Below are 25,490 nucleotides of genomic sequence, written 5' to 3' on the forward strand. Positions count from 1 at the left end.
CCGGTGCAATAAGTAAAGCAGAATTAAAGGCTGCGATCGCATCATAGTAAGACTGTTTTGCTGCCTCAAATTCACTTGACCCTGCTTGCAAATCACCCCGACATCGCAGCGCAATCCCTTTGTTGTTGAGAGCACCGATATAATCCGGTGCAATAAGTAAAGCAGAATTAAAGGCTGCGATCGCATCATAGTAAGACTGTTTTGCTGCCTCAAATTCACTTAGCTCTGCTTGCAAATCACCCAGGCTTTGCAGCGCAATCCCTTTGTTGTTGAGAGCAGCGATAGAATCCGGTGCAATAAGTAAAGTACAATTAAAAGCTGCGATCGCATCATAGTAAGACTGTTTTGCTGCCTCAAATTCACTTAGCCCTGCTTGCAAATCACCCAGACCTCGCAGCGCATTCCCTTTGTTGTTGAGAGCAGCGATAGAATCCGGTGCAATAAGTAAAGTACAATTAAAAGCTGCGATCGCATCATAGTAAGATAGTTTTGCTGCCTCAAATTCACTTAGCCCTGCTTGCAAATCACCCAGACATCGCAGGGCATTCCCTTTGTTGTTGAGAGCAGCAATATAATCCGGTGCAATAAGTAAAGCAGAATTAAAGGCTGCGATCGCATCATAGTAAGACTGTTTTGCTGCCTCAAATTCACTTAGCCCTGCTTGCAAATCACCCAGACCTCGCAGCGCATTCCCTTTGTTGTTGAGAGCAGCGATAGAATCCGGAGTTAGGATGATTTGGCGATCGTAGGCTCCAACTGCTTCTAAATATTCCTGTTTTGCCTCTGCGTATCTAGCCAATTGAGCATAGTAATCTCCCTCCAATTGTGAAATTATGCCAAGCCGAAAGTCGCTTTTAATCCACAACTCACTTCTAACTGCCAGCAGCGACTCACATTCCCCGTAACGACTCAGCCGCAAGGCTTCCTCAAACACCTTTTCCCATTCGTTGACACCCCGCAGCCAATCCAAGCGATTAGCATGAAAAATTGCCTCAGCCGCATTCCTCAATTCCCGGTAATACCCTTCTAAAACTTCATGAGATCTGCGAGTTTTCTGGTTATCCCTATCCGCATCCAAGCGCCGCAATAAATCGTGAATTCGATACCACTTTTCACCCCGCTGCGGCTCTTTCCACACAAAGGAAAAACTCGTCAAAATCTCAAAATTTGCACTACTTGCCTGGAAGTGACAACCAGCTCCCAATTTCAAGTACAAATCCTCATCAAAAGCGCGGCAAGCACTCAGCGAATGCACCGCCGAGCGCACTTCGCGATCGACATAACTCAGCAACCTATCCGTTAACTCCGCAGTCTTATTTTCCAACTTCGGAATCCGCGCAAAATCCGACGAAAGCAACTCAATTCCCCGCTTTCTTTCTGCCAGCACGACATCCGCGCACAAACCCAAATAAAACGGATGTACCTGCAAATTCTCCCAACTCTCATCAGGATTGACGCTGGCATATCTAATCACAGCATCAGCCAAATCAGTCTTGTCTATCTCGACTTTGTGCAGGTAATCCCTAGCATCGCCGGGAGACAAATGCCCAACCAATTGTGCATCTATATAATCTTCGGGAATTGGAAACTTAGACGCATTAGGCCACCGCAGTTGTGTGACAGGACAATCTCGCCCCGCCACAGCAACCACAATCCCCGCTTTGAAATCCAGCGCCCTCAGCAACCGCCGAAACCACTCATCTTGATACCAAAAAATTATTCCCTGAGAATTACGTTTTTCATCCCACATTTTCTCGTGAGTATCGAACAGCATCACGAGGCGTTCTGGTTTGTGTTTGCCAGCCATTGCCGCATTCAAATCACCTGCAAACAATTTCGGCAAACAGTCGATTAATTCAGTATCAATATCTTGGCGCCGAATTTCCTCTGCCTTGTCGTCGCTGACACCCAAGCGGTTTTGAATTAATTTCATCGCCCGCTTAATCCCGCCCAATTTATCTATGCCTTTCAGCACCGCTACAGCTTGCGCCACCACCGGAAATTCTGCAAAAGTTTCAACTACAGGTGTCAACAATTCCATGACATCATCGGGGAAAAGTTGTTCGAGAGTTGCGTTTGACTCGCCTTTGTTCAGCAAATACCAAAAGCAAGCGAAATCATAATTGGGAAACTTAAATTTATATTTCTTTGCTGCTTCGGCCAGATTGCGCCGCAGCATCAGCAAGCCGTAAAATCTATCTTGCGGTTTATCTTCTTTAATCGGTATCAATCCGAAATCGTGTCTGACTACGGGTATGGGAGTATAGGTTTTAGGTTCAGCGTGGCGGACGAAATTAGCAACTTCGGTGGCTTTTGATTCTGGGAGTGCGCCCCATTGTTGCCAAACCTCCGGCGAAAATCTTTTGCCGCAGTTAACCTGCAAGTGTTTGAGGAGCAATGACTTGCCGTTGCCTCCATCGCCGTAAAAATACAAAATTTGTTTGCGGGGCGGGTCTTCGTTTAAATAAATGGCAAATCGGCGGGTAAATTCGTGCCTGTCTGTGAAGAGTTCGAGTTGGCGATCGCCGCTAATAGATTCGCTTTCAAAATCTTCGTCGTCAATTGGCATAAATGTGCAGGTGAGGTGTTAATTTAATTATAAGCAAAAGTTACATTGGCTCGGTGATTGAAATCGCGTCTACACAAACTCTCGTTCCTCTCTAAGAGACTAAGAGATCGAGGAAATCTTTAACCCGGATTTAGCATAAATCTTCAGTCCTCATAGCGAAGACTTTAGCTTTGAGGCAGCGGTTTAAACTTCTGCCCGATCGCAACGATCGTCCGCTTGGAGTGGCCGATAGTTTGACTGTTGAGCGGTTTCAACCGCCGAATAAACTGCAACAATTGGTGACAGAGAAATAGAGCTGTGTTAGAACAGCTATCGATCGACCAGCCAAGCTATCTTAGAAAGGACGCTAGCGAAAGCACAGTCATGGCACCTTCCACTAATCCAAATCCGGCGGATTCATCTGCAAAAAAGTCTCTAGATGCTGGGCTGGCAGCTTTGAAACAGCAGGATTACCCCACCGCGATCGCCCTTTTAGAATCCGTTACCCAAACCGCAGCTAATCAGTCGTCGGGAATCCGCGCGCAGATGGGGTTGGTGGCTGCGTACAAAGCAACAGGTAACGTGAAAGACGCGATCGCCCTGTGCTCTTCCCTCGCCAAAAGTCCCAACACTCAAGTCAAAACTTGGGCCGCTCGCGCTTTAAAAGAATTAACCCCCCCTCGCCCCCCAAAACCACCGGAAAATAAATCAAAATCCGCAGAAACTCCCCCCGAAACAGGCTTTGTCGCCTTTGATGCCGGAGCTAAAGCGCCGAAAAAATCCCTTGGGGGCGATCGACCGACTGCAGATAAAAAAACAGGATTTTTACCTTTAGAGCAGGCTGTAGAGCCTGGAAACGCCAAATCGCCACATATTTCCCCGCCACCTCCACCCCCCACAAGCCAGACTTCTGAACCGGAAAACTCGACAGCAACAGCACCCGATACCGCAGAAATTAGTGGCGAAAATAGTTCCGCTTCCCCAACAGATATCCCCGGATTCGCCAGCCCAGATACTTACCAACTCACTTGGCGCGAAGCAGGGCGCACGAAAAGCCCGCGCCCGCTCAAACCGCTGAAGTTGCTGGAGTTTCGGGTGCAAGCCGTTGCAAGTGCGATCGCCCTATTTTTCCTAGCCCGGTTTGTCCTGCAATTCCTGCTGACAAACACTAATTCTCTGTTGGTTCAGCTTTACATATTCACTAGACTGCCTATTTTCGCGCCGATTCAGCTTTTTTACCGCGATCCAACTCCGTTTGTTCAGATGGTTTTTGGATTGCTTTTGGCCTCGTCTCCCTGGCTGATAGACGCGCTGCTGAAACTGTTTTGCGGCATCGAAACTCTGCGCGGGTCAGTTTTATCCAAGCACAGCAAGGAAGCTGGTCGGGTACTGCGAAGTTTTTGTACCAAGCAGAATATGCCGGTGCCGATGCTGAAACTCTTGCCGCTGAATGTTCCTGTAGCTTTCAGTTACGGCTGTTTGCCCCGTTTTGCTCGGATTGCTGTGAGTCGCGGGCTGTTGGAACAATTGACGGATGATGAAATTGCCACTATTTTCGCGCGCGAGTTGGGCCATATCTCTCACTGGGATTTTGCGCCGATGTCGCTGGCGCTGCTGGTGATTCAGATTCCTTACTTGATTTATTGGCAGGTGGCGCATTGGCAAGAGCGGTTGTGTGATTTAATGACGATCGAGTTTTTGCGTTCTGCTGTCAAATTTGTGGCCGCTGCAATTTCTGCTACGAGTTACGGGATTTATAAGTTGTTCAGGTGGCCGATGTTGTGGCTGTCGCGCCGCAGAGTGTATTTTAGCGATCGCACTGCTGCTGAAATTACGGGCAATCCTAACGGTTTGACGCGGGCACTGGGTAAAATTGCGATCGGCATGGCTGCTAATATCGAACAGCAAAAACAAACTAGCTTTTTCCTCGAAAGTTTCGATCTATTGTTACCCGTAGGCGTTGGACAAGCTGTAAGCCTTGGTTCTGCTGCATTACACGCGCCCCTAGAACAGATTTTGCTGTGGGATGTCAGCAATCGGGAGCGCAATTGGTTGACGGTTAACCGCGCGCATCCTTTGCTGGGAGAGCGTTTGAAGCTGTTGGCTCTTTATGCTCAATTCTGGCAACTGGAGACAGAGTTAGATTTGGCAAACGCGGGAGTGCCAGAACAACCCAGGAAAGGAAAATTGTCTCTGTTTAAGTCAATACTCGAATTTAAAGACTCAAAACTATTTTTACAGGGTGCGCCGTTTTTTGGAATTCCGATGAGTTTGGCGATAGTCGGGGTGCTTTGGCTGATTGGCTGGATTTTTTCGAGGACGAGTATCTGGCAGTTGGATTGGCTTTGGGGCGATCGATCGATTATTTGGGGCTGTTTGCCGATCGGATTTAGCATCGGTACTTTGATGCGGATCAATTATTTCTTCCCGGACATTACACCGCGAGAAACCGCTTCGCCGAGTGTGCCGGAAATTTTGTCAAATCCCGAGAGTTTGCCGCTGGATGCTGAACCGGTGCGGCTGGAAGGCCAACTTTTGGGTCGATCGGGTATGAGTAATTGGCTGGGACAAGATTTGATTTTGCAAACGGCGACGGGTTTGGTGAGGTTGCACTATGTTTCGAGGTTTGGCTACATTGGCTCTTTGTGGCCATTTTTGTTCAAAGAGACTACTCGCCCCAGCGATTTGATCGGAACATCTGTTGTGGCGACTGGTTGGCTGCGCCGGGGTGCTACTGTGTCGATCGACCTTGAAAGTCTCCGCAGTCAAGGAGGGAGAGTCAGTGACAGCGGACATCCGATTTGGTCTGCGATTTTGGCCTTTGCTGCTGCTTTTTGGGGCGCATACATCATTACCCAGGGCCCAAGGTGAGGAATAGTTGTCCGATTGTGGCGTGAATCCCTCTCAACGCGCAGCCAGGATTAGTTTTGAGTTAAACAGCGGAGGGGCGATCCTCTACGAGGGCTTCGCTAAGGATGTTCTGGGGGCTGGTGGCGCAGCCTACTCGATGTTGGTGCTGGTGGCGGACCCTAGACTCTTCTTCCTTGTTCCCTCTTGCCTCTTCTTTCGTAAAGAAAAGTTGCTTTTTTGCCAGCAATATGTTACATTTATTTACATCAATTGGATTGAACCAAATAGCGCGATAACTTCAGTTGGCTAAAATAGATAAGGCATTGCGTAAAAATTGTCAACATCCCAACACAGCAAGTACAGCCAGCCGCTTGTCGGCTGTTTTTTTTCGACCGCTATTTTTGCTGTGCGGGATGAATTCTCAAAAGTGATTCAGATGTGGTTTCCGTTAAATTCAGACTGAAATCTTCCTAAATAACTAGCTCTGTTACCAAGGCTGTGATACCTTTAAAGAATGCTCGGACTCTGCCGGGCCCGATTTAAGGGATACCAGGTAAGTGAGTAGTTCTCAGCATTAGGAGCGAGATTAGGAACGAGGTAAGATTACTGGCTGAAAAAATGTTAGCCATTTTATCCATCACTGTATTAAACTGAATACTGGCATTCCGATCGCTTGCAATTGACATCCTTGGACATAAATTTCTAGACGGCGCTGGCTATAAACATTCTGAATCAAAACCGGAAGCAAGTAATACAGAATAGCCAATAGCCTAAACATTTGAGTGATGACTAAAAGTTTACACAACAACCTGAGATTTAAAAGCTCTCTGCATCGGCGGTTAAGTTCCGGCCTTATCAGAGTAAATCATCTTTTTGTTCTAAAAGGTGGGGGGAGCTGTCAAGGTTGGTGGGAGGAATGCGCCAATTCTCGGGTTATGTGGTGTTTACCTGAAGTCAATATTCAGTTGACTTCAGGTAATTCTGTTCGAGCAAATTAATTAAAATCCAAGTCGGGAGGAATTTTTCATGTCTATTCGTCTTTATGTTGGCAATCTACCCAAGGAACTCGATCGCCAAGAATTGCAAGAAGTTTTTGCACCGGAGGGCGAATCTGTTACCACAAAGGTAATTACCGATCGCAAAACTGGTAAATGCAGAGGCTTCGGTTTTGTGACGGTGCTAACCGACGAACAAGCCGACCAAGTTATTGAGAAATACAACGGCTTGATGTTCAAAGAAAACCCCCTGAAAATAGAGAAGGCACTGCCCCGCTCTAAGGGTAAATCTGAAAAGGGCGAAGACGATCAGCAGCAGTCGCCGCAGTCACCGCAGTTGGTGTCGGCATCGGCGTCTGTGCCTATGCCTGTGCCTGCGCCGCAGCAACAGCAGCGCTCGGCTTCGGCTCCTCCTACCCAAGGTGGAGGCGGTTCCAGCAAAAGCAATCGCCGTCGGGGTGACAACAACAAGTCTCGCCGCAATCAGTCAGCAACAACGGTGTCGAGCGCTGATTCCGGCTCGGTGCAGCCAGATCCGCGCTGGGCGAGTGCTCTGGAAGAACTCAAGCAAAGATTGGTGGAAGCTCAAACTACTAATTAGTCGAAAATGGCGGCTAATTGCTGCTGTCTCTCGACTGTGGTTGACTGAATGTATCTGGAAGTGCGATCGAGAATGGGTGAAAAAACCCTGTTCTCGATCGCACTCTTTTATGGGAAAAAATCTCTAATATCTAGCAGTGCGGTAAAATAAGCGCGATCGGGCAAGTAATGAAAACTCAAGTCTTCACTACCAACCAGTTGGATTTTGGTCGATCGGCCGGACAGGATGTAATATCCTGAGAATGGTTGGCAAAAACACCCGGTTTCTCTGAAAATATAGGGTTGAGCAACGAAACATCTAGAAAGAAACCAGGTTTTTAGCCCCTCTAAACAAGTCCTCTTTATTCGATAGCCCCGAATTCGATTGTCTCAATAAACTCAAAAATCTTGTTCATAATTCCCTCAACTTCAGACTCCAGGGAACCCAATTCATTCCCCTCCTGATAAATTCGCTGACAGCTTACCGTGTAGCAAAAATCGTCAGCAATAAAAGCCATAAGTCCCCGGTAAGCATCCAACCGAGTCAGAGGGCCATCGTTTTTCTGCACGCTGAGAGTTGCACCTGCAGGCAAATCTAAAACCACGAAATAAGCTTCTTCATCTTCTAAATATTCTGTGTGGAGTAACTTAGAATTGGGAACATTAGCAAGAATTGCCTGAGAAACAAAATTGTCGAGAAAAGACTTGAGATAACCTTCCTCGCCAACCGACTCGATTGTTTCTTCCACTTCACCAAGAACAGGGAAATAATCAATTTTCAGCAAAACGCCAAAGTCGTCTGAAAATGCGACACAGCCTTCTTGATCATCAATTTTACCGCCTCGTTCATCGTCAACTGGAATCGGAACGCTAAAATTGCCTTCAGGAGATACGTACCATGCCGCATCGAAATCAGACTCTTCGCCCTCTACTTCCGAGTAAGCAGCAATTACATCCTCAATAATTTCCGCAGCTTCCTCGTCTTCCACACCTAATGCTTGCTGGAATTCTTGGAGAAAAGCCTCGTGCTTCTGGGATATTTCGCCATCTGCGACAAACATTGCTGCAGTTATTGCAAAAGTATCCAACACTAACTCATCTGGCATAGATTCGCAAGCAGTATTAAATAATGCTCCTAAACCGTCTTGGGCGACAATACCATCGAATCTTTGAAACATTGCTGACATATCATCTTCCGAGTATTCAGCAAATATTTCTGATTCCCAAAGTATGCTTTCTAAGATATCAGCATCCGTATCAGGGGAATTTGCCTCTGCTGCCACAAATGCTACCGCTGCTACGGATTCTTCTAAAGTTAAGCTTGCTTCGGATTGGTCTTCTGAATTGAATATTTTATCAAACTTGCCCACAGGTTTTGCCCCGCTAGTGTTTAGTTTTGCTATTCATAGCAAATTTATGACATAAAAAGATAGTCGTCAGGGATACATTTACTTTTTGCAAAATCCCGCCAGCCAATGTAGGGTGCGTCTAGCCTTAAACCTTACCACTCGTGAATATCAAATCTCCAATTAATTTACCAAGGACTGCCAATTATTGTGAATCCGGCCCAAAACTTCGGGTGAGAGAAATCTGCATTTGCTACTTGTGTGGCTTGATTAATGTCGATCGCGCCTTGAGTTCCCCGCAATTGACCGTTTTTAATTAAAATTTGTTTGTGGATCATTGCCAGTTGAGCTTTTCTGAGCGCTTCAGCTTTAATTGGGGCCGATCGCAAATTGCCATAAAACTCGGTCATCAGTCCCAAAGTGCCGATATCCTTAACTTTCCACAAACTTGCCAAAGCTGATTTTACACCGCTGCGGACGGCCAGTCCAGCAAAACCCATTTCTGCTGCTGTACTGTCACCGATCGCAGTTTCGCACGCACTCAGCACTAATAACTCTACTTGTCGGCGATGGTACCACTTCGCCAACCTAAATTCATCCAGTGCCAAAGAGCTGTCCCACAAATCAATCTCAGCTTCTTTTATTCCATTTTCGCCTTGAGGAAAACTCGCGTGAGTAGCTAAGTGAACGATTCCAAATGCCTGTTGTTCTCGCTGTTTTCTCAGGTTTTCCAGGGTAAATTCTTGATTGAGAAAAGAGCGACCTTGCCACAAAGGAAATGCTGCTTGATTTTGCGATTCTGTTCTCCTTCCGGCGATCGCAGATAATTCGATCGGCACCGCAGGCAAAGGATCTTTATCAGTGTGGGGAAATTCGGAAGCCCCCATCGCTAAAACTTGAGCGTTTTGCAAACTTTGATACTTTGTGTTACTCAGGCTGACACTGGGAATGGAGCCGAGGCTGTACTTTTCTACTAGAAATTGCTTGCCGTCGTGCAAAGCTGATAGTGGCAGTTGGCGCAAACCTGCATCGAATGAAAAAATTAGCGTATCGATATTTAACGAATCCAATTCTTTAGATATTGGTGAAATCAACCATTGGTAAAGTTGTTGCGCGTTTTCCAAATATCCTGTATCTTCCGAATTTTGTGGCTCCGCCAAATAGCCTTTAAAAACATTCACAGTTTTTAGCAGTGTTTTGCTATTAACTGGCGCTTGTTTTAGAATAGGAGGCCCGTCGGGAACTACTAACACTAGCGACACTTCTTTGAGACGGACGATCGCGTAAACAATTACAGCTTGCTTCCCGGTTTCCTCCTTGATTGTTTTGAGAGTTTCTCTCAGATATTGAACGTTGATTTTTTTATCCGTGAAATTTTCCCCATAATAATTTTCGTAGTCTTGTTCAAAGAGTTGGTCAATTAAAGCAACAGCATCATTAGCATTGCCTTGGTCTAAAGTTTGTTCGACGAGCGATCTGCTAATTTGTGAGGGAAAGAGATTTGGGATATCTCCAGGTGCGGGATTTTCTGCGATCGGAGTTGGTGCGGGCGCTGGAGTTGGTTCTGGAGTTGGGGCGGGGGCTGGAATTGGTGCGGGCGCTGGAGTTGGTGCGGGAATTGGAGTTGGTGCGGGAATTGGTGCGGGCGCTGGAGTAATAGTCGGTGAATCTTGAACTGGCTCTGTATTTATTGCAGCTATTCTATTCCATAGATCTGAAAGATTGACATCAAATGGTTCAGAAGTAGGAATCGGTAAACTAGGAGTTTGATCGATTATTTCCGGCGGAGTTTCTGCGACTGAAACAGTTAAATTGTCAGCCGATGCCTGTGTAGAAATCAGGCTGTCTGCGTCGGCTCCGGCAATAGTGTTAACTGATGGGGTGTAAGGAAGTTCTAGGGAGATAATTGTTTCATTGTTACGCTTCCAATCTAATTCGGTATTTCCCGTTTCAGTATTTTGGCCGATCGAGGTTTGTGCTCCCAATAAATCGCCAATTAAAAAAGCTAACTCCTGTTGCGGAGTTTGGCTTGGACTGACAGCGGGCGCGGGTACGATCGCACTTGCAGGGGCGGGTACGAGCGAGCTTGCAGGTGCTGGCTGAATCTGAGTTACAGGCTGGGTTATAGAGGCAAGAGGCGCTGCGGGCGCGGGATTTGGCGCGTTTGAAGGTTGGGGGGCGATCGTAGGTTGAGAGGCGAGGGAAGAGGTGATTTGGGAAACAGAGGGAAGGGTAGGTCTCGAAGCTATGCGGGCAGCAGCGTTTGGGGTTGTGGGTGTTGAGGGCTGTGTGGGGCGCGCGCGGGGTGGCAGTACGAATAAACCGGGCACTTCAGGTAGTCGGAAGTCGATGGGAAAACCAGCTATCGGATCGGGTGTTGCCGAAGGTGCGATCAAAGTTTCGGGAATTGGGGCAGGTGCGATAAATATTTGGGGAATTGGGAAAGGTGCGATCGAGCTTTCGGGAATTGGAGTCGGGGCGATCGAGCTTTCGGGAGTTGCCGAAGGTGCGACGGGTAAACGCAGTGGGAGTTGCGGTGAGGGTGTGCTTACGGGCGCTGGAGTATCTGCGGGTGTGGGTGCGGGCGCTGGAGTATCTGCGGGTGTGGGCGCGGGTGTGGGAGTAGCTGCGGGGGTGGGTGCGGGCGCTGGAGTATCTGCGGGTGTGGGCGCGGGCGTGGGTGTAGCTGCGGGTGCGGGTGCGGGCGCGGGAGTAGCTGCGGGGGTCGGAGTAGTTGCGGGAGTAGTTGCGGGCGTTGGAGTATCTGGGGGTGTCGGTGCAACTATTGGTGGCGGTACGGAGATAATTTGAATGCGATCGACATCCTGTTTGTGAGTATAAAGATATTCGCGATCGGGCAAAATTGTTTGTATGGGATTACTATTTCCTCTAGTAATTGCACCCGCTGTTCCATTTGTCTCGGAATTGCCGACAATAAAAGGCGTTATTCCCGCGCCCCCGTGGCGGATAGTTATAGTACCGCCGTTGCTATCTCCAGGATTTCCAGCCGTAGAAATGCTAGCATTGATGCCGTTGCTGTCTGTGAAGGAATTGAGCGATCGAAAAAAGCGTTCAGTCACAATCGAAACATTTCCGCCCGTACCCGTGTCCTGACTCTGAGCATCAATTTGACTGACAACAATATTGCCGGTCGTGCTGGGGTTAATCGCGATAACATCGCCCGCATTCCCCTTAGCAGAAGAGTCAACTTTTCCAACATTAATACTTCCGGTAGCCTCGAGCAAGATACTGCCCCCATTACCAGCAGACGAGGTATTGATATCGCCCGCAGTAATATTAGTTCCAGCGCTCAAAATGATATTACCGCCATTGTTAGGGGAAGTCGCATCGAGATCGCCTGTGGTGATTTCTCCGTTCTCACTATACAAAGAAATTCCGGTGACCGACTTAATATTTTTGGCGGTAATATTATTCGTAGTAATAATGTTAATTGCAGCGGAACTTTTGGGAATATTATCTTGAATACTGACGCTGTTGAGGGCAGTCATTTTGCCAACAGCACCACCAAAATCAACACTTCCGGCATCGGGTTGAACAGTCAAACTGTAAGGCCCGTCAACAGTAGACTTAAAAGTAATATCGCCAGTCTCTAAAATTTTGACCGACAGGTCATTACCTAATGTTACCGGAGCCTTAAAAGTAATGTTATTGCGGTTAGTTTCGATCTCGCCACTGGCAGTAATAGAGTCATTTGCCTTGACATCAATATTGCCACCAGTCACAGTAATACTGGGAGCGAAAGTGCGGGAATTAATATCCGATGTCGCAACAGTTCCTTGAGCATTGATGGTAACATCTCCGCCCTTACCATTTGCCGCAGCGGTAATAATTGGGCCTGCTGTTGTGTCGATATTACCGCCGCTTTTAATGCTAAGATTGCCGCTGTTGGCGTTGAATCCGCTTAATAATAGGGCGCTACCAATTCCTGCCGTACTGATGTTGGTTCCAGCTTCGAGGGAAATATTGCCGCCGCTGTTGCCACCGATCGCATTGATGATTCCGGCGGTAGTATCTATAGAACCGCCGCTTTTGAAGGTTATTGAGCCGCCGTCTTGATTGCCGATCGCTCGGATGTCACGAGTAGTAATGTTGCCAGTGCTGGCGGTAATGTTAACACTCCCACCCTGCAATTTTCCACCAGCATTAACATTACCTATCTGAATATTTCCGTTGGTCGTAGATAGGGTAATGTTGCCACCATTTCCATTAGGAGAACGAGTCGATAATAAATCTAAGCTATATCCTGGTATTTCACTTGGTGTTTCTATGCCCTTCTTAGCTTGGAGATTGATATTGCCTGCATTGCCATTGATATTAGCTTCGGTATTTAGAATGCCTGTGCTAATTTTACCATTCATGCTAGTCAGGCTAATATTACCGCCGCCAGTATCGCCTGGTATGTATATGCCTGAGATACTTAGAAGATTAATATCACCATTAGCCAAAATGGTTACATTACCGCCAGTACCACTGCTGTCAGATCTGGCATCTATGGAGCCAGCTACTGAGTTTGTAGCTCCAATAGAGACTGCACCTCCACTGGAGAGAAAAATATTGCCAGGAGTATTGCCCATCGTATCTATCTGACCTGGAGAAATTATAATATCACCATTGGTAGTCTTGAGGGTAACATTCCCACCCGTTGGGCATTGAGGGCAACCAGCGCTGATACTATTCCCCTTAAGATTAATTCCACTACCAGCCTCGATAGTTATATTACCACTAACGCCCTTAGTAGAATCGGATACAACGCCTCCTCCCAAGTTAATACTCTTATCACCGATCAAGGTTATTGCCCCACCATTTTGCACGCCATTGGAAGCTATATATCCTGTAATATCAATGCTGCCACTTGCATTCACAGTAATATCACCCCCATTCCCAATGTTGGAAGAAACTGAAGTAGAAAGTGATCCTTTAGCAACAACATCTCCATTCTCTACCTGCAAACCGGAACCCGTTAATTCTACTTGCCCTCCAGCGTTCACTTTCACCCCCGTTGCACTTCCCCCGCCACCCGCCAACAACTGTGGCAAAGATGCAACAGGCAACACCCAATTTTGAGGCAAACTGCCGGCTACAGATTGCGGCTGAATCTCCAAACTCAACAGATTTCCCGGTTGACTAATTCTGACTAAACTCTCGCCGGGAACCGCCGCAACAATAATATTTCCTCCCGGTGCAGAAAGTTGTCCCGTACTCAAAACAGTGCCACCCAACAAAGTTAAATTTTGCCCTTGTCCCACTGCCAAATTGCCTAAATTGACAATTCCTCCCGGTTGCGTATTTGTAAAAGCAAAACTATTAGGATTTCCGACTAAGAAAGCATAATTATTCGTACCACCCGCACTAAACCAATTATTGCCAAAACCGATGCCCGTCGAAGTAGTCGCAGTGAAAGCAGCAGGCACGTTCAAACTAGAATTTGCACCGAAAACAATCCCCGCCGGATTCATTAAAAATAAGTTGGAATTGCCGCCAGTTACTTGAATTAAGCCGTTAATTAGCGAAGCATCGCCGCCGACAACTCGCCCTAAAATATTGCGGATATTGGGATTTGTTATAAAATTGGCAGTTTGTCCTTGAGTTAAACCAAATTGTTGGAAACTGTGAAATAGATTTGTGCCGTCGCCGGATTGTTGGCCACCGTTGATGTTGAATTGGTTGCCGCTGGGAGTAATTTGAGTATTCGTACCGTCGGTTGCGGGGGTGATTTGGGCTGTGGCTGTTTGAGATGGGGCGAAAAGTCCTATTTCCCACATTGTTAAGGCAGTGAAGGAGAGGAATGTTAGGAAAAAGCGCGGTTTTTTGTGTGTTGATTTCATGGTTTTGTTAGTAGATGATATCGATTTCACTCTGATAATTGCGAAAGTCCGCCAGCACCCTCTGACAGTCCCAAAGTCCGCCAATCCGCCAGGGAATGAATTCCCTGGCTAATAGCGAAAGTCCTCTGAAGAGGACTGTAGAAAAAAGTTTGATAACAGTCCGCTGAAGAAGACTGTAGAAAAAAGTTTGATATCAGTCCACTTTAGTGGACTTTGGCTTTGAGGCAGGGAATGAATTCCCTGCCGGAATTAACGTCACAACCACTGCCGGAATTAACGTCACAACCCCTGCCGGAATTAACGTCACAGCCAGTTACTATTTCCTCTGTTCCCTCCTTTGCAAATCTCGCAATTGCTTCTCTACTTTTTCCACCATCGGCAAATCTCCCAAAGTTGTATATCCATCTTTTGCCATTTGCAAATATTTCATAGCTTCCAGATTATTTCTCATCGCTGAATGAACTTGCCCCAATCCGTATCGAGCGGCTGTCAACTCTTCAATATCGTCAGGTTTCGCCGTATTAATCACCTTGGAATAATAAACTTCAGCCTGGGGAACCAGTTGCAGCTTTTCCAGATACAAATCGCCCAAGGTGCGATAAATGGGCGGTGTTTCCACACCTGTTTCTTGTAACTTTTCTAAAATTTCTCTTGCTTCGGCAATCAAGTTTGTGTTAAGATAAACGCTAGAAATTGCTAATTTTTTGGCGTTTTCGTTAGGCACTTGTTTGTCGATCGCTCCAACCGCATCCTTAACAGCCTCAACTTGCTTCTCGTCCAGCAAGCTAAACTCTGTCTCTCTTTCTCCCACGGCACTTTCTGAAGAAACGCCCGTATTCGCCTCGACAATCAATCGGTACCTAACACCCGGTTTCAGCGCTGGTTCCCCCGGATACACAGCCTCAGTACCGTTAACAGTCATTTCCCAATTTAACTTCGCCCCATTTTCCCGGAGACTCAACTTATAGCTTGTCGCACCAGCAACCGGATTCCACCGCAAAGTTGGCTTGCTGTCGAGCAATTTCGTGCGCCGCGGACTGATTATATAAGGAATTGGCGCGCTATTCCAGGTAATTTTACCGTCGCCGCGATCGGGACATCTAATCAAGTCGGCGCTGCAATCAGACTTCGACTCTTCTTTGGCTAACAAACAGCTATTCAATTGATTTTCACCCGATGCGATCGACTTAATTCCCAAATCTGCACATTGGATCGTCAGTTGGGCGTTTTGTGCTGTTCGCAGTGTGTCTCCCGGATAAATCGGCGTACCGCTGGTAGGGCGAACAATTCGGCCGTTTTGGCGCTCGATCGCAACTTCCCCGCTACTATGGATAATCAGTCCGTTGGATACTCTGTTACTGGCTGCTAGTGCGGTAGTTGTGATCGAGCTTAAAGCTATAAAAACTGCAATCCTGATTTTCACTTGATATTTCCTTTTGCTTGTAAACGTTGCTGGGCAATCTGGATACATTCATCTTGTTTCGGCACGCGGTAATCTGAATATTTAAGCGCCTGATTCCAGGCTTCTAAGGCTGCTTGCGGCTTACCTTTGATTTCGAGAACCTGTGCTAAAAGACATTGAGCTTCAGGGCTATCGCCACTGAATCCTATTGCTATTCTTAAATCTGCTTCAGCAGCGTCATATTGCTTTTGTTTAAACCGCGCCCAGCCGCGATTTTTAAAACAAGCGGCTTTTACTCCGTCATATTCAGTGTGTTCTAAACAGCGAGCGATAAATTTTAAAGCTTCTTGAGGTTGATTGTTGAGAATCAGCGATCTAGATAATTGAGAATTCGCCTCAGCAGAACCCCGCCGCGCTGCATCCTTCATTAATTTTTGCGCGTATTCTTTTTCATTCAAATCCTCATACAACATAGCTAAGTTATAATGAGGCGTGGCATAATTTAAATTTAGTAAAGTTGCTAATTGGTAGCATCTTTCAGCGATTAATAGTTGACCCTGATGGTAGCTCGTATTTCCCATTTCATTCACAACGCGGCTAAGTATCGGGCCCATTAACATATAACTGATAGCCGTAATACCTAAACTTTTTGCCGCCCGCTGCATCCAATCCATTAGAAGAATTAAGGGTTGCTTGTTTGGTCGATCGCCCGCCCCACCATCTGCCGACGGAATAACAGAGTGATGGCACGCCAACTCTAGCAATTTTAATCCCTCAAATGTTGGATGCTGACACAGCATCGGTATTCCGCTCGCCCCCGGAAATTGATGTTCATAGCGCAGCAAATCATCCTTAGCTTTTCGCACCGCCAAAAACAGAGGTTCTTTGAGTGCCAAATATCTAAACAACGATTTCACAAATTCCTGAGCAATGAAATCTGGGATTGGCGCCCGCATCACAATAACTGACGGTAAACAAATGCCCTCAGTAACCAAATCTGCTGCTATTCCCAGGCTCGAACAGGAATTGAAAATTAGTAACTGCAACCCTTGAAAAATAGCTTGTTTCAGACCTTCTTTTAAATCCTCTAGAGTAACAGTATTATTTTGAAGTTCTTGATTGATATATAGCAGTCCATTGGCAGCATTAATATCGCTATCGCTATGTCCGGCATAAAATAAAACTTGCCAGCCTTTTTCATCAAACAAATGGTCGCGAAACTGTTGAGGTGTCGGTTCTTTAAGAAACTTTATGTCGCAGCGCTCGCCCAAATATTTTTTAAGCTCTTTTGTATCTTTTCCAACATCAATTCCATTGCTGTTGCCTACAACACCTAAAATTCTACCTCGCGAAGGTAGAGGCATTCCCCCTATAGTTGCCTGTTGAGGAACTTTTCCATATTCTGGAGAACTGCCGATGATTTCCGAGTTGCGGTAGTCTTCGCGAAATTGCCACGCATCCCAAGGCAACTGCCAAATCAGAGAGTTATTGCACTCTAGAAATATTTCAACGCATTCCGATGGATTGCTGATTTGTGTTCTGAGTTGCGCCTCAATTTTTCTGTAAAAGTCTTCAGCACTCAGCCACTTATTCATCTCTTGTTTCAAACCTCGATATATAGCCTCAGGCTTGTCTTCAGAAATATTTGTTGTGCCTGCAGACTTGATTTTGATCCGAGAACCGCTTCTGTTATATTGGGATGCGCCACAACTAGCATTCCACCTTTTATGCAACTCCTGAATTTGAGGCGCTGGTGGCAAGGTTGCGAAACGTTGAGCGACAGTTTCTCCTTGTTTTTTTAACTCCGCTGTCACATGAGAAAAACCATTTTTTAAATCCCCATACCCCAAAGCCAAGATGACAGTCCAGCTCATAAATTGTATGCGATTGCAGTTAATCAAAGTATCATACCACAAAAGTTTCTGTTATGCTTAAATCATCTAAAGTTACTCGAATACTAAAGCTCTCGTCGGGCTCTACGTGAAAATCTTTTAGCAAAATGTACAAGTTTTGAACCGTTGATTCTACCTCGTGTAGATTTTCTCCGGTGTCGGATATTAAGGAAAGTTTAATATTCGTTGGCAGGTAAGGTTCCCCGATCGCCGGATGTAACTGAACGTGAACTCTGAGAGTGCGATCGTCCTCTTCGGCAACAGCAACCAACAAAGCAACACTCGTCCTTCCCAAACGCATTCCCAAGTCAATCAATTTAGCCCGCGTCACATCAGCTTCTGGAAACCTATTGATGCTGTTTTGACGACCCTGCGAGGCAGATTCGACTCTCGAATTTCCACCTTCTCGGAATGCAAAATTGGGGTTTTCGTCAGAAAAAAGTAGGTCGTCTAAATTTTGTTTACCTTGCTCAAATTTCTGCCAGCCTGTTTCGGCAACATTTTTAAACCAATTGCCTAAATTAGATTTTACTGGATTTTCAATTTCAGTAGGGGAAGTCTCGGGTTGCGGATTAAAGATTGCTTCAACTGACTCCCAATCTGATGTAAAAACATTCTCCAGCCACAGATGCAGATTGACTTGAGATTCAGATATATGTTCAAGGTGGAGCAAAAATTCATCCAGGGAATGCAACTCACTCAATACTAATTCACCCGTACCTGCTGTTGGGGAAAATCCCAGCAATCTTGCTTCCTTTTCATCTTCATCAATTTTTACTACCAGATAACCGATGCGTTCCTCCATTGCTTCGGGGGGAATGTGACAATTATTGGATAGGTTTTGCGGCGAATTGACGTGATTAGTTTCTCTAGGTGTCGGCAAACTTACCAGCGGACGGCATTCTATTTTTCCTAAACTTTTGATATATAAATCAGCCACATTTTCCAACAAGCGAACAACTGGATTCCAGCTATCGCAGTTAGTTAAATCAGTTTCAATACCTAAAAGCGTCAAGTAATCACGGACGGCCAACACAGCCAAAGTGTTGAGATAAACTTGTTCTTTTTTGTGCGGATGACGCTGTTCGGAAGCAAATTGCCGTGCTGAACGAATTGCCTTTTGGGTAATTGGCATTGGCAAGGATTGATTTCCGATGCTGCTACTTAGTGCCCAGGATTCGTTTTCGATGCTGTTACTCTGTGTCATTGTTAACTCCTTTGATGATTAAGATTCGTAATTTTTGCGAAATGTTTGCAAGAGAGGGCGACATTGAACTCGGTGAAAGCTATGCAGGGTAGAATACGAGCTGGAAAGTTCTGCTGCTAATACTGTGAAACTTTTGCCCGCTGATAAACCTTTTAAGATAACTTGACAAGTTATATCGGGTCGCCCTCTAACGTGTTTACTCAACACCTGATCGGGATCGGTATCAATCCAGGCTTGAAGTTCTGTAAAAAGCTGAGCTGTTTCGAGAATGTGAGTTCGATCGCGATCGGGTAAGTCTTCGATTTTTTCGATTTGTTTTCCATCTTTGAAGACTTTTTTTCTACTGGATATCCTGTTATTTTCTCTATCTACCCTCGAAGCACAATTTTGCAGCCGTCGCTTGAAATAATAATTGAACCAAGTAATGACATTGCTGCGAGTGCGATCGTACTGAGTTCCAGTGCGGGATTCGCACAAATTGCTAGAGAAAAACACCCACTGTTCTTGCAAAGCATCTTCATAGTAAGGTAGATTTTCCTTCCAGATCAGGCCAGAGTTTTTCATCTTAGTCAGAAGCTGCTGCAACAAACGGCTGCGCTTCCAAGGGTTTGAGGACTCCTGGCAAATTTGGGTGACAAGGCGATCGAGCTCTTGATATAGAAGTTGTCTGTGGGATGATTTCGATTCTCCCTCACCCTCAACAGCATCGGTTTGGTTCTCGGATAATTTCGATTCTCCCTCACCCTCAACAGCATCGGTTTGGTTCTCAGATAATTTCGATTCTCCCTCACCCTCAACAGCATCGGTTTCGTTCTCGGATGGGCGGTCTTCTCCCTCGGAGGGGATGTACTCATCATTCATAGTTCAGTGCGGCCGCAACTTTGTTCCTACATTTACTTATCAGGGTAAGTTGGAGGAATTTATGCAAAATTCTGAAAGTTTTTTTGAGCGGATGGTTGAAAGTCTTGCTGTGCGCTGGATTGGGCCGTTAAATTAGATGTGAATTTTTGTTAGGACGCATCAAAACCTGCATAAACCGGATTTTGGCGATTTATGCAGGTTTGTAACGAAGTATTCTGCGAAAAACGCGGTTTCTGACCACCCGTGCGTAACATCGATCGCCCTTAAATCCCGAAAACACCGATTATTCCGTACTTTCACCAGTGTTTGCAAAACTTTATCAAAAAAACTTGAGAGTTTTGCATAAAACTACTGAGTTCACCCTGATAGATAAATAGGAAGAACAAACAGGCTTTAGGGGCGATCGATCTTTGGCGCTAACAACCAGATTGATCGCGCAATTCGGCAATCTCGCAATCCCGAAGTCTGGCAAGGGTTGAAACCCCTACCTCATAGCGAAAGTCGTCTGAAGACGACTGAAGAATTTACCAGTCCTCTTTCAGAGGACTTCAGCTATGAGGCAGGGAATTCATTCCCTGCCCGAATGTGGGGAAGCGCGTGATTCGATCTATCGCCCTTAAATCACGAAAACACCCGTTGTTCCGTACTTTCACCAGTGTTTGCAAAACTTTATCAAAAAAAGTTGAGAGTTCTGCATAAAACTACTGAGTTCACCCTGATAAATAAACAGAAGGGAAATTACGAAGTTCGTGAAGCGAAGCTATCCCGTAGGGAATCGCACTTGTTGAGATTTATTCAAAAGTCGCATCGCCCGTAACTTCCCGATCGAAATCCGAACCAAATTCCCAAGGGATATGGGAAAGGGGTTCTTCCGATGTTGGTTTAATCTATTTCCACGGTTGCATTTATTGAGTTCATTTGAACCGGTAATTGCGACGACAGAGTTGAAGTGCGATCGCACTTCGCGAGACTTCAGTTTGGGTAAATGACGGATATACGACGGCTAGAGAGTACGAAAGTGCAGAAGTGCAGAAGTGCGATCGGGCTTGTCGATAGAGTCGCTTTGTCAATTTTCAGCACACATTGTATCTACCACGCGAGGATAATTATTATGGCTACTTCTAATAACTCATTCAATTCTGCGATCGAAACTTCCCTGCAAGCCGTTTACACCACGTTAAATAATTTTGCCAATGGCGATAATTTTGTTGCCAAAGTTCAAAGTATTTTCGGCACAAATTTTGATGCTGATAAGCTAGAAGAAATCCGTCAGCAGTGGATTAATAGCGATTTTGCATCTATTCCTCAGATTGAAATTCGCACTGGTTCTGAACTCCAAGGGGCTAATGCTGCTTATGCGGGTTCAAATAATACCATTTATGTTTCTCAAGAGTTTTTGAACCAAAATAATGACAATCTTCAAGGGATTACCAGTGTTTTATTAGAAGAAATTGGTCATTCTGTGGATTGGAACATTAATACTTCTGATACTCGGGGGGATGAAGGGGCATTATTTTCTGCAACAGTTTTGGACCAGCATTTAGACGATTCTACTTTGGACTTAGTGAAACAAGAAGATGACTCTAATGTTTTAACTGTAGATAAGTATGACCTCCTTGTTGAACAGTCAATTGGTACAAAAATATATTCAGATAATCTCAGCTTTGGAGCATTTGTTTATAATGCCAATACTGCGGAATATCTCAACAATTTCTTTGGTCTGAATGTAGATAATTCTTGGGAATACAATTCAGGCGAGGCGTTTAAATACAAATATACCTATGGAGGAAAAACAGACTCTTATAATGTGAACGCTAGCATTGGACAAGCTAGTGCTGGTCTTACTTTGGGTGGGGGTTCAGTTGAGTCGGGGATTGAGTTTAAAACTGGATATAATCTTGGAGAGCTTAATCTTGATTTGCCATTTTCATCATCACTCGACGCAAGTGCAAATAACAATCAACTGAGTTTTGATTTTATTAACATTTACAAGGGTCAATTTGAGTACATAGCTCCCTCGATATATGCTTCGTTAGATGCAGTATTAAACTACGATATCGGCGGCTTGGATGCTTTTTTTGGCATCTCAGGATTTGGAGCAAGTTATACTAAAACAATTCCCTTATTCTCAGGACAAAGTAACCAATTATCACATACCCTCTTGGAATTTGACTCAAACAATTTAGAAGATGGGATATCAAAAACATTCAACATACTTGATGTTGCGAGTGTAGAAGTTACAATTCCTCAGTTTGATCCAACAACACTTGAAGCCGAAGTTAATGGAGAATATTCTTTAGAAATTGGCGACGAAACTAAGGTAATCAGTGCAAGTCTGGGACTGGATCAAGTCGTAGCTGAAGCTGCTAAAATCTTTGGTGGGCCAGGTGCTGCTGCTGCCGGAAAAGTTTTAGCTGGTTCGGTTTCAGCGCCTGTTGGTTTTGGTGGAGTAACATTAGATGCTGATTGGCGGCTTTTCCCAATCGATCTCGGTTATGCAATGGATTTGAACTACAGCTATAAAGCAGGAATCAGGAATGGATCTACAGAAATTGTAGGAGGAGAATTTAAGGAATTTAAAAATTCCTTTGATATGATTGATGAGTTACTAGAAAAAGATCTAGATAACGATTCTAAAATCGACTTAGATTTAAGCTACAATCCAGAAATTTTCTTTGCTGCCAATGCTTATCTAGAACCAGAAGTGTCTATCGGCCTCGAAGTTTTACAAGGTAGTTTAGGCGTAAATGCAAGTACGCCAGATTTTAAGCTTGGAAATAATACTGACGCTAGCCTATTTAGTATTGGCTATTCTAAGGAATTTACTCTTATTGAGGATCTTGCAACAGCAACCTTATGGGAGGGTGACAAAATCTCTATTTTTGAAGGTGATATAGGGATTCCTTTTAACGATATTTACCGACTTATCACAGGAAGCGATCCTAGATTTAATCGAATTTCAACAGAAATACCTTTCAACACTATCTTTCCCAATGTAGGAACTGCTGGAGATGACATTTTAAGCTTACCTGAATCTGCTGGTGATGAAAATCTCTATGGTGAAGCAGGTAATGATGTCCTTTACGGCAATTCATACGCCAATAGAATCATGGGTGCTGAAGACCATGATTCTATTTACGGAGGGACTGGTAATGACAGTCTTCATGGCGAACAAGGAGATGATATCTTACAAGGTGAAGCAGGCAATGATTTTTTAAATGGAGGAATTGGCATAGATACAATCAGTTACGCCAATTCAGTTAGTGGCGTTATTGTCAATATTGATGAAAACAACAACTATGGACACCAACAAACAGCCGGAATATTTGACCTTGAACCTAATTTTGCGATGGGTTCCGGTCAAGCATTAGATGGGTTTGGTTCAGAAGATAGTATCGTTGGAGTTGAAAACATTGTTGGTTCTTCTTTTGACGATATTTTAATCGGCAATGCTTTAGATAATGTCATTGAAGCAAGTGCTGGCAACGATCTTGTTATTAGCAGTGCTGGCAACGATCGACTAGAAGCAAATGGAGGAATTGACACTGTAAGTTTCCGCCGCGATCCTAGTGGTGTTTACGTCAGTTTGAAAGATGGTATTGCTACAGATGGATTTGGCGGACAAGATAATATTTCTGGTCTAGAAAATGTTGTCGGTTCTGGCTTTAGCGATCGAATTGAAGGTGATGATAGAGTTAATATAATTACCAGTGGTGCTGGCGATGATATTGTTTATGCCTTAGCTGGCGATGATATTGTTTATGCTGGCACAGATAACGACGAAGTACATGGTGGCGATGGTAAAGACATCCTCCGCGGCGAAGCAGGCAGCGACACCCTAGAAGGAAACGAAGGCGAAGATATCCTCGACGGTGGCATCGATAGCGACCTCCTCTACGGCAACGCCGGCAACGACATCCTCTACGGTCGTGAAGGTGACGACATCATCGACGGCGGCACCGAAAATGACCTACTTTACGGCGAACAAGGAAACGACAAACTCTACGGCCAATCCGGCAACGACTTCATCCAAGGCAACGCAGGCGAAGACTACGCCGAAGGTGGCAGCGGCCGCGACTTTATCCAAGGCAACGAAGGCAACGACATCCTCTACGGGCAAGATGGCAGCGACACCATAGAAGGCAACGCAGACGATGACTTCATCGATGGCGGCAACGGCCAAGACTTGCTTTCCGGCAATACCGGAGATGACGTAATTTACGGACAAGCCGGCAACGATGTCATCCAAGGCAACGAAAACAATGACTGGCTGGAAGGTGGCGACGGCCAAGACATCATTGATGGGGGAACTGACGACGATGATATTTACGGACAAGCTGGCGAAGACAACCTTTTCGGCAGTCAAGGCCAAGACTACATCGACGGTGGCGACGGCAAAGATACCCTGTTTGGCGGCTTCGATGATGACGTACTTTTAGGCCAAGGCGGCGATGACACTCTCAACGGCAACGCTGGCAATGACGAATTATTTGGCGGTACTGGCAATGACTCGTTAATCGGAGAAATCGGCGATGACTTAATTGACGGCGGTGAAGGAATCGACCTCGTTAATTACATCAATTCTCCCAGCGGCGTTATCGTTAATATTGACGAAAATAGCGACTACGAAACTAATACCAATCAACGTTTCAAAGAATTCGTCACCGCAGTTAATCCCAGCGAATATTACACCGAACTAGAACGGGATTTTGAAATTGCTGCTGGTACTGGCAAAGACGGTTTTGGCACTACCGATGCTTTGAGAAACTTAGAAGATATCATCGGTACTCGCTTTGAAGACATCCTGATTGGCAACGAAAAAGATAACCGAATTTGGGCATTAGAAGGCAACGATTTATTAATTGGCAATGCCGGCAATGACTCATTTTACGGCGGAGAAGGCACCGATATTCTCAGCTACCGCCGCGACCCGAACGGCGTTACTGTCAACTTACAAACAGGCGATGCTATCGACGGTTGGGGCGACCGAGACAAAATTGCCGACATTGAAAACGTCGTCGGTTCTACTCACAACGATGATATTACTGGCGACGATACCGTTAACGTTATCACTGGCGATGCTGGGGACGATCGCATCAACGGACTCGGCGGCAACGACCTAATCTACGGCGAATTCGGCAACGACCTAATCTACGGCGGCGAAGGCGGCGACAGCATCTACGGCAACCAAGACCGAGACACCCTTTACGGCGAAGCCGGTCAAGACTACATCCGAGGTGGGGATGCCGACGACTTAATCTACGCCGGTAGCGATGACGACACCGTTGCCGGAGACGCTGGTTACGGCAACGACACAATTTTTGGCGAAACAGGCAAAGACTTACTCTACGGCGGCGCTGGCGACGACTTTGTGTACGGTGGCGAAGACAAAGACACCATCTACGGCGAAGGCGAAAACGACAAACTCTACGGAGAAGGAGACACCGACTTAATCTACGGCGGCACCGGCGACGACGAACTCTCCGGCGGTGACGACCAAGACTCCCTCATCGGCGAAGCCGGCAACGACACTCTCGCAGGCGATGCAGGCGACGACACCCTAGATGCCGGAACTGGCAACGACTATCTCTACGGCGGCATCGGCCAAGACACCCTAGACGCAGGCCTCGGCAACGACCAACTCTACGGCGGCGGCGATGCCGACATCCTCCTAGGCAAAGAAGGCGACGACAACCTGTTTGGCGAAGCGGGCGACGACACCCTTGATGCAGCAGAAGGCAACGATTCCCTTTACGGTGGCGACGGTAAAGACATTCTCGATGCTGGAATTGGCAATGACTATCTCTGGGGAGGTCAAGATGATGACACTTTGTCCGCCCAAGCTGGTGATGATTACCTCTGGGGCGAAAACGGCGATGACATCCTGAATGCAGCAGAAGGCAATGACAGTCTCTACGGTGGCGACGGTAAAGATATCCTCGATGCTGGAATTGGCAACGACTA

Annotated in this window: 10 protein-coding genes; 3 read left to right on the forward strand and 7 right to left on the reverse strand. The window is 45.9% G+C overall.

Translation table 11 applies throughout. From position 1 onward, the window contains the following. Nucleotides 1–2,569: hypothetical protein (locus QUA42_RS23330; protein ID WP_333140492.1), on the reverse strand; the 2,569-nt coding region annotated here is incomplete at its 3' end. A 297-nt stretch (nucleotides 2,570–2,866) separates the two neighbouring features. Between QUA42_RS23330 and QUA42_RS23335 the strand changes: the two genes are divergently transcribed. Both QUA42_RS23335 and QUA42_RS23340 read left to right on the forward strand, forming a co-directional pair. Then, on the forward strand, nucleotides 2,867–5,419 hold the full coding sequence (locus QUA42_RS23335; protein WP_333140494.1) for a zinc metalloprotease HtpX: 2,553 nt from the start codon (nucleotides 2,867–2,869) through the stop codon (nucleotides 5,417–5,419). Nucleotides 5,420–6,424: 1,005 nt separating this feature from the next. Next, nucleotides 6,425–6,994, forward strand: a complete 570-nt coding sequence (locus tag QUA42_RS23340) for an RNA recognition motif domain-containing protein (RefSeq protein WP_006633606.1) — start codon at nucleotides 6,425–6,427, stop codon at nucleotides 6,992–6,994. A 340-nt stretch (nucleotides 6,995–7,334) separates the two neighbouring features. Here QUA42_RS23340 and QUA42_RS23345 read toward each other — a convergent pair whose 3' ends face one another. The 6 genes from QUA42_RS23345 to QUA42_RS23370 all read right to left on the reverse strand — a co-directional run bounded on the left by QUA42_RS23345 (nucleotide 7,335) and on the right by QUA42_RS23370 (nucleotide 19,526). Then, nucleotides 7,335–8,342 (reverse strand): tellurite resistance TerB family protein, encoded by a 1,008-nt coding sequence (locus QUA42_RS23345; RefSeq protein WP_333140496.1) that lies wholly within the window; start codon nucleotides 8,340–8,342, stop codon nucleotides 7,335–7,337. Nucleotides 8,343–8,506: 164 nt separating this feature from the next. After that, nucleotides 8,507–14,101 carry a CHAT domain-containing protein gene (locus QUA42_RS23350; protein ID WP_445301357.1) on the reverse strand — a complete coding sequence of 1,865 codons (5,595 nt, stop codon included), beginning with the start codon at nucleotides 14,099–14,101 and terminating at the stop codon, nucleotides 8,507–8,509. A gap of 379 nt (nucleotides 14,102–14,480) precedes the next feature. Beyond that, nucleotides 14,481–15,587 carry a hypothetical protein gene (locus tag QUA42_RS23355; protein WP_333140499.1) on the reverse strand — a complete coding sequence of 369 codons (1,107 nt, stop codon included), beginning with the start codon at nucleotides 15,585–15,587 and terminating at the stop codon, nucleotides 14,481–14,483. After that, on the reverse strand, nucleotides 15,584–17,440 hold the full coding sequence (locus tag QUA42_RS23360; RefSeq protein WP_333140501.1) for a CHAT domain-containing protein: 1,857 nt from the start codon (nucleotides 17,438–17,440) through the stop codon (nucleotides 15,584–15,586). The genes QUA42_RS23355 and QUA42_RS23360 overlap by 4 nt, the downstream gene beginning before the upstream one ends. Before the next feature lie 31 nt (nucleotides 17,441–17,471). After that, nucleotides 17,472–18,665, reverse strand: a complete 1,194-nt coding sequence (locus tag QUA42_RS23365; RefSeq protein WP_333140503.1) for a DUF1822 family protein — start codon at nucleotides 18,663–18,665, stop codon at nucleotides 17,472–17,474. An 18-nt stretch (nucleotides 18,666–18,683) separates the two neighbouring features. Then, the gene (locus tag QUA42_RS23370) at nucleotides 18,684–19,526 is read right to left on the reverse strand and encodes a hypothetical protein (RefSeq protein WP_333140505.1); all 843 of its coding nucleotides are present in this window, start codon (nucleotides 19,524–19,526) and stop codon (nucleotides 18,684–18,686) included. A gap of 1,111 nt (nucleotides 19,527–20,637) precedes the next feature. Here QUA42_RS23370 and QUA42_RS23375 point away from each other — a divergent pair. Beyond that, a partial coding sequence (locus tag QUA42_RS23375; protein ID WP_445301355.1) for a calcium-binding protein occupies nucleotides 20,638–25,490 on the forward strand: 4,853 nt, incomplete at its 3' end.

Source organism: Microcoleus sp. Pol11C2 (genome assembly GCF_036701505.1).
Classification (GTDB): domain Bacteria; phylum Cyanobacteriota; class Cyanobacteriia; order Cyanobacteriales; family Microcoleaceae; genus Microcoleus.